Origin of the sequence: Marinilactibacillus sp. GCM10026970 (assembly GCF_042660675.1) — a bacterium.
Lineage (GTDB): Bacteria > Bacillota > Bacilli > Lactobacillales > Carnobacteriaceae_A > Marinilactibacillus.
In genome coordinates this window covers 256,838-273,982 of sequence record NZ_JBHSUL010000031.1, presented here as the reverse complement: position 1 = coordinate 273,982, position 17,145 = coordinate 256,838, and the positions used below count along the sequence as shown (strand labels likewise).

Sequence of the window (17,145 nt, the reverse complement as noted above, 5' to 3'; positions counted from 1 at the left end):
GTCGACTTTTTTGGGTTTATTTATCTTTTAAGGGATGCTCCGTTTGACTCAATCAATTCTTTATACCAAAAAAATGATTTTTTTCTTGTTCGTTTTAAAGTACCACTTCCGTCAGGCTGACGGTCGACATAAATCATACCATAGCGTTTATCAATTTGAGCTGACGCAGCACTAACTAAATCAATACAGCCCCAAGCAGTATAACCAAATACATCTACTCCATCTTCGATTGCTTTTTCTATTTGTAGAATATGATCATTAAAGAAGTCAATTCGGTAATCATCATTAATTGTTAATGAACCATCTTCATTTTTGATAGGCGTATCATAACTACCCATACCATTTTCCGCTACAAATAATGGTAATTGGTAGCGTTCATAATAAAAGTTTAGCATATAGCGCAATCCTTGAGGGTCTATTGGATAATTCCAGTCACTATATTGAACATACGGATTTTTCAATCCTCTATAAATATTACCTGCTGCCGTTTGGTAAGGCGATGGATCTTTTGCCATTGTACGACTATTATAGTAACTAAAGGTAATGTAGTCTACTGTGTGACTTAAGTGTTCTCTATCTTCTTGAGTTATTTCTATTTCTATATTCTCTTCATTGAATAACCGTTTAGTATAATACGGATATTTCCCGGTCGCATGAACATGAACGAAAAATGTCGTCTCCTGTTGTTGCTCCATTGCATAAAGAATGTCATCAGGATTACATGTCATAGCATATCTTGGTTGAGAAGCAACCATACACCCAATCTTGAAAGCAGGATTGATTTTTCTAGCTAATTTAGTGACTAATCCACTCGCAACTAATTGATGATGCGCAGCCTGATATTTTTGACTCATTGTTAATTCTTCTTTGGGAGTTAAAATACCGCCTCCTAAAAGTGGAGAAAAAACGGTTACGTTGATTTCATTAAAAGTAATCCAGTGAGTGACTTTATTTTTGTAACGATTCATGACCACCTCAGCATATTTTGCAAAGAAATCAATCATTCTTCTGTCTAACCATGCCCCATATTTTTCAGACAAATTTAAAGGTGGTTCGTAATGAGACAGTGTAACTAGTGGCATAATTCCATACTTTTTGCATGTATCAAATACTTTATCATAAAATGCTAGTCCAGCTTCGTTAGGTTCAGTCTCCTCGCCAGTTGGGAAAATTCTTGTCCAAGCAATCGACATTCTATAAACTTTAAAGCCCATTTCAGCAAAAAGTTTGATATCTTCTTCATATCTATGATAAAAATCAATACCTTTTAATTTTAAATTTTCTTCTACAGGGCCGTCTGATACCTTTCCCATCACGCCCTTTGGCATGATATCCTGTACTGATAACCCTTTACCGTCTTCGTTGTAGGCACCTTCTAATTGATTGGCTGCTGTAGCACCGCCCCATAAAAATCCTTTTGGAAATTGACTCATTATAAATCCTCCTTATTTAACGACTGTCATCATTTTATTTAAGTTGGAGACGTTTATTTCTTCAGCTTCTATGACATCAAGATATTCATTTGTATTCGTTACGATAACAGGCGTCGTCAAATCAAAGCCTGCACTTAATATAGCTTCTCTATCAAACTTCATCAACAAGTCACCTTTCACAAAAGAATCTCCATCTTTTACTTTTGCTTGGAAGTATTTACCTTCCAATTTAACTGTATCAATACCTATATGAATCAGCAACTCTACACCCGTATGACTTCTTAAACCAATGGCATGTTTAGTTTTAAATATCATGGCTACTTGACCATCAAATGGTGCATATACACTTCCTGTCTTAGGTATTACAGCAGCACCTTTACCCATAGCCTCAGTTGCAAAAGCATCATCAGCAACTTCTGTTAGCGGGATCATCTGTCCTTCTAAAGGACTGAAAATTTCGTTTTTTTCACTTAAACTAGATCCCAATGAAACTGAATCAGTATTTGAGTTTGTTGTGGTTTCTTGTTTTTTATTATCAATTGAAGCTGTGTCAGATTGCATATTTTCTCTGTATAAGAACAAACAAGCTGTGAACCCTACAGCGGCACCAATCACTACAGTAATGATTGCATGGTAAAAATTCCACATAGAATCCCCGCCCATATAAATTGGGGTAGAAAAAATATTGGATGTTCCAGAAGACCATGCTTTCAACCCTACAATACCTGCATAAAGACCAGCACTCGCTCCACCTAGTACAGTGGATATTAAAACACGCTTGTTTTGAAGTGTAACGCCGTACAGTGCTGGTTCAGTAACGCCCATAAAACAAGAAATACCTGTTGATGTAGCTAGAGACTTTGTTTTCTTATTTTTAGTTCTAAAAGCTACAGCCATCACAGCTCCACCTTGTGCCATATTTGCAGAAAGTAACCCTGGAGTAAGAATACTACCGTAACCCGTTATAGATCTCTGGACTGCCTGAGCCGCTCCTAAACTGTAGTGCATACCCGTCATAACCAAGAAAGGCGCAAGTCCACCAACTAATAATGGAACAACAAAACTAGCTTCTTCTTCTAAAAAAGTAAAGAATACTGCTAAATATTCTCCAACAATAGATCCCAATGGTCCTAGAACAATCAATCCAATCGGTGCAACGATTAATATTGTAACCATTGGAACAACGAAGACTTTTACAACATCCGGTGTATACTTTCTAGCAAATTTTTCTATATAAGATTGAAGTAACACAATTAAAATAATCGGAATAACCGAAGAAGAATAAGTTGCTAATCTAATTGGAATACCTAAGAATGCTGCTTCGATACCTTCGGTTCGCATCATTGTTAAATCAGGATGTAGTAAAATCCCGGCAAAAACTAATGCTAAAAATGGACTTGTTTTGAATTTTTTGGCTGCAGTAGTAGCAATTAAGAATGGTAAGAAGTAAAACACTGCGTCTCCCATTATATTTAGTATACTGTAAGTTTGAGATTCAGTAGATAACCATCCCATTGCAGTCGACAAAGCTAAAATGGCTTTAACCATACCAGATCCTGCAAGAGCTCCGACTATTGGCGTGAATATCCCTGCAATCGTATCAAAAAATAGTGCGATACCCTTTGGTTTTTCTTCTGGTTCTGACTCCTTTCCATTTGTTTCTCCACCTACCATCTGGATAGCTTCATCGTAAACGCTTTGAACGTGAGGGCCAATAATGACCTGATATTGACCTCCTTTGTATACCGCACCGACTACGCCTTCCATTTCCTTTATACCTTCTGTATCCGCCAGGTCCGCATTTCTAAGGTTAAATCTTAGCCTAGTGATACAGTGAGTCAAATTGCTGACGTTATCAGCTCCACCTACTTTTGATACAATTTTTTCTGCTAGTTGTTTATTATCCATTGCGATTCCTCCAGTTTATAAGTACAAAAAAACACCTAAAAGTCTACACAAAAATCCTTAGATTTTTTATGTAGATCAATTCAGGTGTTGCCTGCCAATACAGTTACAATCCTTTAATTTGATCGAATTTGATTTTCTCTATTTGTTAATCGATTAATGTGTAAAATAAAGTATAATTGTTCATCAACTGTCATTTCAGTATCTAACTTTTTAATTAGATAACTATTGATTTTCAAAACACATTGATACGCTTTTTTATACTTCGTACTCACCTGATCGAACAGTTGATTTTCACCCGATCCGAATCTTTCCTCACGCGTTATTCGTTGTAGAAAATATCTTAAATGCGTAACAAACCGACTATAATTTAAAGTATCCTCTTCTATCTCAATTGAATAATGAAATTTTATAATATTAAAAACATCTTGAATGATAATTGTTTCATTGATTCCTTTGAAATTAACATCAAAATTCATATTCTGACCATTAACAAAATGAAGCGCAATAAAACTAGCTTCATCTTCTGAAAGTCTCACTTTTTCATAATAGTAAATCGTTTCGAGCATATCTAAAGCTACTTGATACTCTTTAGGATAAAACTTCTTGATTTCCCACAAAAATGCATTCTGAATTTGTTCACCATTGTTGAAGCGGAACAAGGCATAATTTATGTGATCAGCCAGCCCAATGTATATACTGTCATTGAATTTAACGTCCAATCGTTTTTCTGCTTCTTTAACAATCTTGTCTGTAAGCTCCAAATGATTTGTTGGTATTTCCCCTACCAAATGTACAAATTTATCTACTAATTCTTGAGACTCAAGAATAAAAATTTTATCGATTTTAGACTCATCAACTTCATCATTTTCTTTTTTCCCGAAGGCAATTCCTCTACCGAGTAATACACGTTCAGACATCTTCTCATCATGAGCAAGAATAATATTATTGTTGAAAATCTTTTTAATCCACACAGACAACCTCCTCCCAACCAAAAAAAATACACCTTAACGACTTTATTAAAAATAGAATAGACTCATTCTATTAAAAAGTAGTTAGGTGTTGCCTGCCAATGCAGTTACAATCCTTTTGCTATTTAATTATCTGTACTACTACATTGTAAGCACTAACAATACAAATGTCAACATTTTTTTAAATAAAAAAACTTCGAGCGATTCACTCGAAGTTTCAGTGTTATTTAATTCTATCTGACATCATAGCTTTCATAAACAACCAGACACCGCTGTTTAATTTCAATTCTTCTCGTTCTTCTTCTGTAACGTTTATTCTTATTTGTTCATCTCTACCACTTAAAGCTTTACTTGCCCAGTGTGGATCAGATAATAAGACTCTACCTAATGCGACAAACTCACTATGCTCCAATGCATCTTTCGCGTCAGCACTATTTCGAATATCTCCTACGCTGATAAGCGGAACTCTTCCAGCAATTTTATCATGCATTTGCTGTAAAATCGTTTTTTCTCTAACTTCGTCAAATTTAGAGAACTGTTTGAAATCACCAAGTGAAATGTGTAGATAATCCAATTTTTTATCGGCTAAATGATCTATCAGATAGAGTGTATCTTCAATACGAATACCAGGATTCTCATATTCTTCAGGAGAAAATCTATATCCAACAATAAAAGGATCTTTTGTTTCATTGTCAACCGTTTCAATAATCTCATCTACAAGTCTATCTACAAAGTGGAATCTTTTTTCAAGACTCCCACCCCATTTGTCATCACGTCTATTGGAATGCGGAGAAAAGAATTGTTGTATCAAATAAGTATTCGCTCCATGAATCTCAATTCCGTCAAATCCAGCTCTAATTGCTCGAACAGCTGCTGCTTTGAAGTCTTCAATTACCTGTACAACTTCTTCATCAGATAGTGACCTTGGTTCAACAGCATCTGGCCTTTCTGCTTTAATAGCACTTGCAGAAACGGGCTGCTCTCCTCTTAGTGCAGAACTAGGAGACATTCTACCACCATGGAAAATTTGCAAGATAGCTTTTGTACCAGATTTCTTTATAGAAGAAGCTAACTTGGCTAGTCCAGGAATATGCTGATCATCGTGAACACCTAATTCGCCTTCCCAACCTTTACCGATAGCTTGAACATTTGCTGCTGCTGTTATTACAGCGCCTAATTCTCCACTTCGAAGTGCATAATACGCAAGTTCATTATCCGTTATTGTGCCATCAAAAAAGCTCATCATGTTTGTCATTGGCGCCATGATTGCTCTATTTTTTAAAGTAACACCGCGTTTAAGTTGTACCGAATCTCCTAAATTGTTCATCAAAACTTCCTCTCACATTTATTCTACTTACTTATTGTAACTGCTTATGCGGATAAATACAATAGTAGTGACTTATTAAACGATTTTCGACAAAAAAGCCTGTTCTAACTTTCAGAACAAACTTTTTTAAATGGTATTTATTTGATCTTAACCTTTTTCAGGATAGATATCTTGTACAGTCTTTTTAGGGTCTATGACGATATACAACTGATCATTACGAGATACTAGACTAGATTGATACTCGTTATCGTGTCCATCACTATCAGCTGCTTTATAAGGAAAATAGATACGATCTTTCTCCGTACAAAATTCTTTTTGTCCGTTGGGAGTATCTCTATATAAAATATCCATCATTTCGATATCCTGAAATTTCTTAACACGGTCAAACATTCCTGCTTCTAATCCGCCTAAATTAATATCTGAAGAATTAACCGCATCAGCTTCTCTATCGATTTCTATTTTCAAAGATTCACAAGGATGAATTTCTTGAAAATCATCTTCTCCAATTCTTCCATAACTTGTGGTGACTTGCTTAATCCATAAATCCCCAATATGTCTTCTCTCAATTGTCCATGTTTCACCATTTCTAAATACAAATTTCAACGCTGACATCATCTTTTTCATTTTAATTCCTCCTCTTCTATTTGTGAATAGTTTAACAAATTAATCATAAAAAATAAAGCTTAAATTATTGTTTTTTTCTGAACATTACTGATTTCCACCCTGATCATGTATCTTAATTCACAAATAGACCAAAATAAAAAGACTGAAAATCTTTTCAGCCTTTTCTGTCTATAATTTTTAGCGACCTACATTCCATCCACCGTCTATGACTAACGATGTACCTTGCATGTAGTTTGACTCATCTGAAGCTAAGAAAGCAGCTGCAGAAGCAATTTCTTCTGGTTCTCCCGCTCTTTGATCAGGAATATCTTTGAGTCTTTCGTCATCAATACCTTCTGTCATTGGTGTCACAACAAATCCTGGTGCTAATAAGTTAACTTTAATGCCTTTGCGGCCAAAGTCATACGCCAGTTGCTTCGTGAACCCTTCTAATGCATGCTTAGAAGTAACGTAAGTTGATCCACCAGGACCTGCTACAAAGCTTGCTTGCGAACCTACATTGATAATGGTACCTTTTCCTTTTTCAATAAAGATTGGCAAAACTGCTTTCGAAGCTAAATAAGGTCCTTTAACATTTACATCCATGATTTTGTCATAATCAGATTCATCTGTATCTAGAATCGTTTTATAGCTATCATGAATACCAGCACCATTATAAAGAATATCAATTGTTCCATAAGCATCAATGATTTCTTGAACAACTGTTTTTATTTCTTCAAAATCTGTCGTATCCGTATGCTTGTAGATGGCTTCATTATTCTGTTCTTTTATTTCATTTACGATGCGGTTTCCTTCGTCTTCATTTCTGCCTCCGACAATGACTTTAGCCCCTTCTTCAGCAAATTTCTTCGCTGTTGCTTCACCGATTCCAGAAGTTCCTCCGATTACAAAAGCTACTTTATTCTCTAATCTCATTTAATGTGTCTCCTTTAATTTATATTGATTTATTTAAAATTAGCTTAACGATAATAATCTATAAAATCAAAGAAAACACTCCATATCAAAAAGCACATACCTATAGAAAGATATGTGCTTTTTCCTATTCGTTTAATTCTGAATACTTTAATAATCTATTAATATGAACAGCAAGATACGTTAATTCATCTTTTGGGATTGGTTTGTGATGGACTTCCTGCATATATTCTTTGATTTTAAAAGAGATATTCATAGATTCTGGATACAACGTTGAAATTTGTTCAAAAAGTTCTTCATCCGTTTCTTCCATCAATTTGTCTGATAAATATCGTTCTACAAAGAACTTTACGTGTGTAATAAATCGATTATAATGAATCGAATCTGTCTGAAGATTGGCTTTTAGATTATAGCGAACTAGGTTCACAATACTTCCGAGCATTTTAGCAACTTTCATACTATCTGCATTTTCATTATCAGAACTTTGCGCGTTAATTAAATGGAAAGCAATGTTAGCTGATTCTTCTTTAGGTAAATCGACTTTAAGGTTTTCATTAATTAGTTTTCTAGCATATTCACCGACTAAAAACTCTTTAGGATAGTAACTTTTTACTTCCCAATACACCCGATTGGATATGTTCATTCCTTTTTGAGCACGTTCCACTGCGAAATGCATATGATCCATCAATGTGAAATAAATACTCTGCTGTAATTCTGTATCTAAGTGAATATTGGAATACTCAACGATCTCTTGAACCATATTCAAATAAATTTCAGGAATGTTACTGAGTAGTTCAAGCACTTGTTGCATACGAATATTTTCAGCTGAAAAAAATACTTGATCTACTTTTGATTGGTCAACGGAGTCTCCCGGCTTCGCACCGAACCCAATACCTTTTCCAAATACAACAATTTCTTTTCCATCTTTTTCAATTAGCACGACACTTGTGTTCAATACCTTTTTTATTAATGCCAATCTAATCCCCCTTCCTCAGACAGTTTCAAATTTTTATTAAAGTTCGCTACCATTTGTTTCAATAACATCTTTATACCAATAGAAAGAATCTTTTTTGATTCTATCATATGTGCCATTTCCTTCATCATCCGCATCAACATAGATGAAACCATATCGCTTAGACATTTGAGAAGTACTTGCACTTACAATATCAATCGCACCCCAACTCGTATAAGCAATGAGGTCAACTCCTTCATTGATGGCTTCTTTCATCGCTTTGAAGTGACTCTCAAAGTAAGCTACTCTATATGGATCGTGGATCTTGCCATCTACTAACTCATCTTTTGCACCCATTCCATTTTCTACAATCATTAACGGAACGTTGTAACGGTCATATAATTCAAGCAAAGAAATTTTCAGTCCTTGAGGATCTATTTGCCAGCCCCAGTCTGTCGCTTCCAGATATGGATTCTTAACGCCAAGAATGGTATTTCCTGGTGTGCGTTCTGCGTTTTCGTCGTGTGATTCTGTCAATGACATATAATAGCTGAATGATACGAAATCTACAGTGTGATTTTTCATTACTTCTAAATCGCCATCTTCAAAGTGTAATTCAATCCCTCTTAATTCAAGATCTCTTAAAATCAATTTAGGATATTCTCCAAATACATGGACGTCTGCGTAGAAATTATTTTCAAGGTTCTTTTTCAGCGTTAACTCAACATCAGTTGGATGACAAGTTCTTGGATACGTCGTCAGCTTGGTTATCATGCAACCCACTTGACTACCTTCGATAATCTCGTGACAGTCTTTTGTAACCATTGCAGAAGCTACGAATTGGTGATGCAGTGCTTGATAGGTTTCTTGTTCAGCTTTTCCCGGAGCACATTGGTCTACAAGTATTCCTGCTGTAGTGAATGGATGTCTGTGAATACTATCCACTTCGTTGAAAGTTAACCAGTATTTTACTAGATTTTTGAATCTATTGAAACAAGCTTTTGAAAATCTTACGAAATCATCGACTACGCGTCTATCAACCCATCCATTATATTTCAAGCTCAATGATAGAGGCATCTCGTAATGAGATAAGGTTACGATTGGTTCAATGTTTAGTCTTTTCATCTCAGTAAATAAGTCTTCATAAAACTGTAAGCCTTTTTCGTTTGGTTCTAGTTCTTCTCCTGTTGGGAAAATTCTAGACCACGCTATAGATACTCTTAATGTTTTGAAACCCATTTCTGCAAATAACGCTAGGTCCTCTTTATAACGGTGATAGAAATCGATCCCTCTTCTTTTAGGGTAAATATCATCTGATGGATCTTCGGCAGCCTTCTTTACTGTTTCTAAATCTATACTCATGTGCGTTGCATAGTCTTTCACATCTACTTTTGGTTTATAAGTAGCAATATCTGCAACTGACAATCCTTTTCCATCAATGTTCCATGCACCTTCAGCTTGATTGGCAGCAATAGCGCCACCCCACATAAATCCTTCTGGAAATCCTTTATTCATTTTCATTATCCTCCTATTGGTGAAACTGTCATTACTGATTGATTTGTTGATACGGGTTCATTTGTTACATCTTGTGATACAGCGAAGTCATCTTGGTTTGTGACAACAGAGATAACGGTTGTATCAAAGCCTGCTGCTTCGATAGCTTGAATATCAAACGTGACAAGCAAATCCCCAGCAGAAACGTTATCGCCTTTTTGAACATGTGCTTCGAAATATTTACCTTCTAGCTGAACTGTATCAATACCGATATGGAATAACACTTCCGCACCGTTATTCATTTCCATACCAACTGCATGTTTTGTCTCAAACACCATACTAATTGTGCCGTCTGCTGGCGCTCTCAACTCACCCACAGATGGTTTCACTCCAAATCCTGCTCCGACCATTCCTTTAGAAAAAACTTCATCTTTTACTTCTGATAACGGGATGATTGTTCCCTCAACAGGACTGTTCATCAATTCTGGTTTACGTTGATTAGTGTTGAATACTTCTTTTTCTTCTTCGACATGCTCGGTTTCGTCTTTCCATAAGATTAATGTAGCAATAAATGAAAGACATAGAGATAAAGCAAAAGTTACAAAAGCCCAAGTAAGATTCATTGGATTATCTGGACTAGCAAACATTGTAATACTAGCTAAACCAGGTCCAACCAGCGCGAAAGCTTCAACAGCCATAATTCCGATAAATGATCCACTAATTAAACTACTAATGATGACACTATATAAAACACGTTTATGAAGAATCGTCACACCGTATAATGCTGGTTCAGTAATTCCAAAGAAAGCTGAAATTCCAGCAGAAATTGCTGTCGCTCTTAACTTTTCATCTTTTGTTTTAATCGCCACCGCAAAACATGCGCCTGATTCTGAAATATTATGCGCTAGAGAAGCCGGCAAGTACAAGACTTCGCGTCCAATTCCACTCATTGATGATACTGCATAAGGAATCATGGCTTTATGCATTCCCGTAACGACCATGAATGGTAATACAGCTGCTAATAAACCTGTAGCTACCCATCCTACGTTACCATAGATGAATAAGATAAGGGCAGATAATTGTTCACCAACAACATAACCGATTGGTCCTAAAAATAATAGCGTAACACTAACTGAAATCGCTAAAGACATTAAAGGTACAAAAAAGATTCGAATCGCTTTAGGCGATATTTTTGTGAAAAATCTTTCACATACAGCATAAAACAATACTAATAAAAGTGCAGGGAAAACTTGAGAAGAATAAGCAATTTCTTGAATCCCAATTCCAAATAAGCTAGCGCCTTCACCCAGAAGCGTCGTCATACCAGGTAAGAGTAACGCTCCGACTGCTGATGCAGCTACTACAGCATTGACTTTTAATTTGTTCGCTGCAGTAATTGCAACTATAACTGGTAAAAAGTACAGCGGGGCTGATCCGATTAAGTCGAGCACTTGATAAGTTTGCGATTCTGGATTCATCCAGCCAAACATATTAAATAAAAGTAGTAGAGACTTTAGAACACCCCCGCCAGCTACGGCTGGTATGGTTGGTTGAAATACACCAATAATAAAATCAAGTACTACGGCACTCCATTTTTGTTTTGGACCGCCTGATTTCTCACTAGAACTCGCTACATCCCCAACAATTTCTTTAACTTTGTCGTATACTTCTACAACTTCATTACCTATAATGACTTGCATCTGAACATTTTTTCTAACGCCCATAACGCCGTCAATCAATTCAAGTTTATCCATATTGGCTTTACTATCATCTTTTAATGTAAATCTAAGTCTCGTAGAACAGTGCTCTAAGTGAGCAACATTGTCTTTTCCACCAATATTTTCAACAACTTCACTAGCGGTTTTTTGATAATCCATACTGACATCTCCCTTATTTGTTTTTTTAATTATCTGGCCAGGATAATCAAAAAGGCAGGACATAATGATAGAATTTCCTAGGGTTTCCCCGTGAGATTCTGAATCATTAGGTCCTGCCTGCATTACCAGTCACATGCCTGTTATTTAAATTTACTATATCATCTGTTTATGGAAACGTCAACATTAATTTCAAAAAAATTCAATATACTAATTCATCTTACTTAATGATAAATCTTACTTGCTCAAAGCATCGACTGCCAGAATCGCATTGGCTACCTGTTCAGCAGTGATTTCCGGGTCCAAGTTTTCCATGGTTTCTCCGTCAGCTGTAGCAAGTTTCCCAACTTCTATTAGATCTTCAAAAGATTTCTCTTCTAGATGCATATCTTTCAATGTTGTTGGCATATCAATTTTTTTGAAGAATTCGATATACTTTAAGATTTCTTTTTCAGTTTTACGTTCCAGAACTAATTGAACGAGTGTACCATATGCTACTTTTTCTCCGTGGGTTAAATCATGTATCTTACCATCAATGGCTGTGAAACCATTATGAATTGCATGTGCACCGGCTAGACCACCATTTTCAAACCCTAGTCCAGATAATAATGTATTAGCTTCTACAATCGCATCAACTGCGGGTGTTACTACGCCTTCTTTAACTGATTTATAGGCACTATAGCCATGATCAAATAAAGTTTTCTCAGCCATTTCTGCAATCGCCAAAGAAGCTAAAGTTGGTTTTCCTCCAGCCATAGCATTTCCATTTCTCTTTAGTGTTGCTTTGACTTCAATTAAAGTAGCCATAGCATCACAAATTCCTGAAGCAAACAATTTTAAAGGAGCATTGACCACAATCGCTGTATCTACAATAACAAGTTCCGGATTTTTATCATAAAATTTGTACCCTTCAAAAACACCGTCATCAGAATAAATAACGGAAAGTGCACTAGTAGGCGCATCCGTTGAAGCTGTAGTAGGCACGATAACTACAGGTATTCCTAGTTCATCAGAAACGGCCTTGGCAGTATCCAATGTCTTTCCACCACCTACACCAATAACCAAGTCAGAAGAGTGTTCTTTACCAGCATCTGCTAACCGATCAATTTCTTTTGTAGAGGCTTCGCCATTGAACTGTTCGAAATCAAATTCAATCTCTGAATCTTTGTAGCTTTCTTTTATCGACTCTTCAGTGATTTCCCAAACAACTTCATCCGCAATGAGTAACGGACTCTTCCCAATAGCTTCTGTTTCTTTAGCCAAATCCGCAATGACACCCGCACCTTGGATATATCTGCTTGGAGACCTAAATACATACTTTGTCATCAAAAAACTCCTTTCAAATTTTTATTCTTACTTAACTTTACCAGAACAAAATTTAGAAATAAAATCATATCATTGTATGATGAGAGAAAATCTCCTATATGCAGCAATCTCTATAGATCAGCTTTTATGTTTAACTGTATTTAAAAACCCTGAACCTTAAAATCAACGTTCAGGGTTTCTTTTTCAGTTTACTTTACTTCATTAATTTCTATCACTTTACTTTGGTAGTCTCCATGAAGGTCATGGTTGATATAGACACCCCGATACATCAATTCATCTCCATAGTAAACTTCACCCGTGTGACTCAGTTTATACTGCTTGTCGCTATCTAAACCAACAAGACGGATCTGATCAAAGGAATCATTTGCTCTTGCCATCGTCTGATAGAAAAAGAGAACAGCTTGCGACTTGGACTCATTTGTAAACATCCAGGCTGCTTTGTGATTTTTATCAAATGGACTGATAAGTCTCGTAAATTCACCATATTGGATAAGTTTTCTATGCTTTTTGTACCACTCAATTTGTGTTTTAACTTGTTCTTTTTCATCTGCGGAAAGCTCTGTTAAATCAAGTTCATATCCTAAATTACCAGCCATAGCTGCGTGACCTCTCATCTCCATTGAGATGGAGCGTCCAACTTGATGATTGGGTGTTGCGGATACATGCGCCCCCATACTACTGATTGGCATAACTAGACTCGTACCATACTGGATATCCAATCTTGAAGCAGCATCTGTGTTATCACTTGTCCATGTCTGCGGCATGTAATAAAGCATTCCAGGATCATATCTACCGCCGCCTCCGGAACAACTCTCCCATAAAATATCGGGATATTCTGTTACAAGCGTCTCTAGCATGTCATATAGTCCCAAAATGTAACGGTGAAGGATTTCTCCATCTCGCACAGAAGAATTTCTAGATCCGATTTCTGACATATTTCGATTAAAGTCCCACTTAATATAATCAATAGGAACTTCATCCAAAACTTTGCGCATCTGCTCAAGGATATTTTCCCTAACTTCCGGCCGACTGAAATCAAGTACAAATTGGTTTCGACTCACAGAAGATTGTCTATTTTTAGCACCTAATACCCAATCAGGATGACTTCGATAGAGATCACTATCTTCCGAAATCATTTCTGGTTCGAACCACAACCCAAATTTCATACCTTTTTCATGGACGTAATCAGAAAGAGCCTTCAAACCACTTGGTAATTTTTCTTCATAAACTTTCCAGTCTCCGAGAGAAGTGCGATCGTCGTCTCTTTTTCCAAACCATCCGTCATCCAGTACAAATAGTTCTACTCCTGAGACTGCAGCTTCATCAATTAAAGCATGTAACTTTTCTTCTTTGAAATCAAAATATGTTGCTTCCCAATTATTGATTAAAACAGGTCTTTCTTCTTTAGTGTATTTTGAACGGATTAACTGATTTTGATAGAATCGGTGATACTCTTGACTCATCCCATTCAGACCATCGGGGCTGTAAACCATAACAGTTTCAGGAGTCTGAAATTCTTCTCCTGATAAAACTTCCCAATTGAAATGGGCTGGATTGATTCCCATTTGTATTCTGGTCTGGTTATATTCATCCACTTCTATATTGCTGACAAATTCCCCTGTATAAACTAGGTGTACGCCAAAAACTTCTCCTTTATGTTCTGTTGTATTTGGATCTGCTAATGCAACAAAAGGCTGATAGTTATGACTGGTAGTGCCTCTTTTGGAGTCTACCTTAGTAACGCCTCGATTGATTTTATGACGAATCATTTCTCTTTCTCTCGCCCACGATCCAGATAATTGAATTAGATCAAAGTTCGAATGAGGAAAGTCCATGGACATGCTTAAAGCTTTATCCAAAAAGACACTTTCGTGATTTAAATTCTTAAACACAGTAGATCTAACGATGATACCGTAATCAGAAAATATTGTATAGATTAAGATGATCTGCACTTTATTTCTTGTATCCTCTAAAGTGATTTTTAATGTTTTTGCTTCATTATCTGAATTTGTAAAGGACTGCGGTAGGCCTTTTAATTCTGGTTTGCCTTCAAGTATTTCAAACCCCTTATATCTGAATTGACTTACATAGGATCCATCAGAAAAATTAATCTGGAAACTTGATTCTCTGAAGTCTCCATTGTCATTTCCAGAATATTCTAGTAATTGATTATTCAATGAGAATCCTGCTTGCTGAGCATCTATTGGATTTGGTCCAAAAGAGCGATAAACCACAGGATAATCACCCTTAAAAGTATGCTGTTTTAAGTTTTTGCCAAAGTATCGATGAGCTAAATACTTCTGCTCTTCAATTGAAATCTGATAGCTGATTTTTGAATTCGATAAATGGAATACACTTGTGTTTTCGTCGAAATAAATATTCACTGATAAGCTCCTTTATTTGATTGATCCAATCATTCCAGCTACAAAATATTTTTGTAATAGGAAGAAAATCAATGCTGTTGGAATTGTAGTGATTAAGATTGCCAGCATAATCGCACCATAATCTGGTGTGTATCCTGATCCAAGAGCAGAAATCACTAATGGTACAGTATAATTTCTAGGATTTTGTAAGATTACGAGCGGCCATAAGTAATTGTTCCATGAATTCATGAAAGTAACAATTCCTGCAGCAGCATAAGTCGTCTTCATTGTTGGCATAAAGACTCTAAAGAAAAGTCCAATCTCTGACAATCCGTCGATTCTTCCAGCTTCCAAAAGTTCTTTAGAAAACATTTTGGCATTTTGTCTAAAGAAGAAAATCAAAAAAGCTGTTGAGAAGTAAGGCAGCATAACCCCAGCCAAGGTATCAATTCCGATGCTTGGTGCCACGTTTGAAATCATTCCAAAAAGTCTGAATAACGGAACCATCAGTGCTGCAAAGGGAATCATCATTGACCCTAAAATCAAAGTATAAACAATCTCTTTACCTTTAGACGGATGTACTTCAAACCCATATCCCGCTAGTGAAGATATAAAGATTGCAATAAACGTTTGTCCGATCGCTACGATAGAAGAATTTCCAATCGCATTAACAATATCAGTTGTGTTGAGTACGGTTCTCAAGTTTTCCATAAAATGAGATCCAGGGAGTAATTGACCTCTTGTAACATCAATGGAAGGATTCGTTACACTGACCATCAAGAAGTAGAATGGAAAGAAGAACATAGCACATGTTACGATAATAAAAGCATACATAAGAATTTTTTTCATTAAAATTTGGTTTTTCATTTTTTCTCTCTCCCCAATCTGAATTGAATGATCGTTAAGATAATAACGAAGAATACAATACTATACGAAACAGCTGCTGCATATCCAAAATTTGGTGTATATTGGAAAGATAGGTTGTAAATATACTGCGAAATCGTTGTAGTAGCATTACCAGGCCCTCCACCAGTTAAGTTCATCGGCTCATCGAACAGTTGTAGAGTACCAATTGTGGAAGTAATAGAAGTAAATAAAATAACCGGACGTAACATTGGTATTGTAATCTTAAAGAACTGTTGGATGGATGAAGCCCCATCAATTCTAGCTGCTTCATAAATACTTGGATCCACATTTTGCAGTGCTGACAAATAGAAGATCATATTATATCCGGTCCATCTCCAAGTGATTGCGAGAACAATCAAAACTTTAGCCCAGAATGGATCTCCTAACCAAAGAATTGGATCATTGATCAGGTTCAAGAACATTAATACTTGATTCACAATTCCATTGTTTGCAAAAAGATATTTGAAGATCAATGAGTATGCAACTAAGGATGTAATAGATGGTAAAAACACTAACGTTCTAAATAGCCCTTTAAATTTAAGTGCTTTGTTGTTCAATATAACTGAGAAAACTAAAGCTAAAAAAATCATTAGTGGGATTTGAAAGATAAAGAATATAAAGGTATTTCTCACTGCAGTGAGAAAAGCCTGATCACTTAAAAGTCTTCTGTAATTGTTGATTCCTACAAAATCCAGAGCAATTCCAGCGCCTGAATGTAGAGATAACCATAAAGATTGAACCATTGGGTAAAAATAAAATACGACAATAAAAATCGTCGGTATAATTACAAAAGCCCAACTCATTACTCTTCTTTTTTTCTCAAGTTTTCCAACCTTTTTCTTTTTAACTGTGGGTTGTTCTGTCATCCTTTTTCCTCCTCAAAAAGATTCAGACCCCTCTCGTTCAAACATTGAAAGGAGTCTGGCTCTAATAATCCTTTTATTGCAATGAAGACTCAGCTTGTTGTTGCGCACTTTCTAACACGTCGTTTAAATCTGATCCATTAAGATAATCTTGTAAAGCAACGGCTAGAATATCTTCAATGGCATAAGTGTTTT

At 36.0% G+C, this 17,145-nt stretch carries 13 protein-coding genes; all 13 read right to left on the bottom strand.

Going from position 1 to position 17,145, the window contains the following annotated elements; translation table 11 throughout:
* Window positions 1-20: 20 nt before the first annotated feature.
* Entirely contained in the window at window positions 21-1,433 is a 1,413-nt protein-coding gene (locus ACFP65_RS10150) for a glycoside hydrolase family 1 protein (protein WP_379918260.1), read from the bottom strand.
* 12 nt (window positions 1,434-1,445) lie between these two features.
* Window positions 1,446-3,341, bottom strand: a complete 1,896-nt coding sequence (locus ACFP65_RS10145; RefSeq protein ID WP_379918258.1) for a beta-glucoside-specific PTS transporter subunit IIABC — start codon at window positions 3,339-3,341, stop codon at window positions 1,446-1,448.
* 113 nt (window positions 3,342-3,454) lie between these two features.
* Entirely contained in the window at window positions 3,455-4,312 is an 858-nt protein-coding gene (gene licT, locus ACFP65_RS10140; RefSeq protein WP_379918256.1) for a BglG family transcription antiterminator LicT, read from the bottom strand.
* 220 nt (window positions 4,313-4,532) lie between these two features.
* Entirely contained in the window at window positions 4,533-5,636 is a 1,104-nt protein-coding gene (locus tag ACFP65_RS10135; protein WP_379918254.1) for an NADH-dependent flavin oxidoreductase, read from the bottom strand.
* Window positions 5,637-5,783: 147 nt separating this feature from the next.
* Window positions 5,784-6,260 (bottom strand): hypothetical protein, encoded by a 477-nt coding sequence (locus ACFP65_RS10130; protein WP_379918252.1) that lies wholly within the window; start codon window positions 6,258-6,260, stop codon window positions 5,784-5,786.
* A 177-nt stretch (window positions 6,261-6,437) separates the two neighbouring features.
* Window positions 6,438-7,175, bottom strand: a complete 738-nt coding sequence (locus ACFP65_RS10125; protein WP_379918250.1) for an SDR family NAD(P)-dependent oxidoreductase — start codon at window positions 7,173-7,175, stop codon at window positions 6,438-6,440.
* 124 nt (window positions 7,176-7,299) lie between these two features.
* Window positions 7,300-8,148, bottom strand: a complete 849-nt coding sequence (locus ACFP65_RS10120; RefSeq protein WP_379918248.1) for a PRD domain-containing protein — start codon at window positions 8,146-8,148, stop codon at window positions 7,300-7,302.
* A gap of 36 nt (window positions 8,149-8,184) precedes the next feature.
* On the bottom strand, window positions 8,185-9,645 hold the full coding sequence (locus tag ACFP65_RS10115; protein WP_379918246.1) for a glycoside hydrolase family 1 protein: 1,461 nt from the start codon (window positions 9,643-9,645) through the stop codon (window positions 8,185-8,187).
* On the bottom strand, window positions 9,645-11,495 hold the full coding sequence (locus tag ACFP65_RS10110) for a beta-glucoside-specific PTS transporter subunit IIABC (protein ID WP_379918245.1): 1,851 nt from the start codon (window positions 11,493-11,495) through the stop codon (window positions 9,645-9,647). Before ACFP65_RS10110 ends, ACFP65_RS10115 begins: the two co-directional genes overlap by 1 nt.
* A gap of 234 nt (window positions 11,496-11,729) precedes the next feature.
* Complete coding sequence (locus ACFP65_RS10105; protein WP_379918243.1) at window positions 11,730-12,818, bottom strand: glycerol dehydrogenase; 1,089 nt, start codon at window positions 12,816-12,818, stop codon at window positions 11,730-11,732.
* Window positions 12,819-13,006: 188 nt separating this feature from the next.
* Window positions 13,007-15,202, bottom strand: coding sequence for an alpha-galactosidase (locus ACFP65_RS10100; protein ID WP_379918241.1), 2,196 nt, complete (start codon window positions 15,200-15,202; stop codon window positions 13,007-13,009).
* A gap of 12 nt (window positions 15,203-15,214) precedes the next feature.
* Entirely contained in the window at window positions 15,215-16,048 is an 834-nt protein-coding gene (locus ACFP65_RS10095; protein ID WP_379918239.1) for a carbohydrate ABC transporter permease, read from the bottom strand.
* Window positions 16,045-16,890: a carbohydrate ABC transporter permease gene (locus ACFP65_RS10090; protein ID WP_379918317.1), complete on the bottom strand. Its 846-nt coding sequence runs from the start codon at window positions 16,888-16,890 to the stop codon at window positions 16,045-16,047. The genes ACFP65_RS10095 and ACFP65_RS10090 overlap by 4 nt, the downstream gene beginning before the upstream one ends.
* Window positions 16,891-17,145 lie beyond the last annotated feature (255 nt).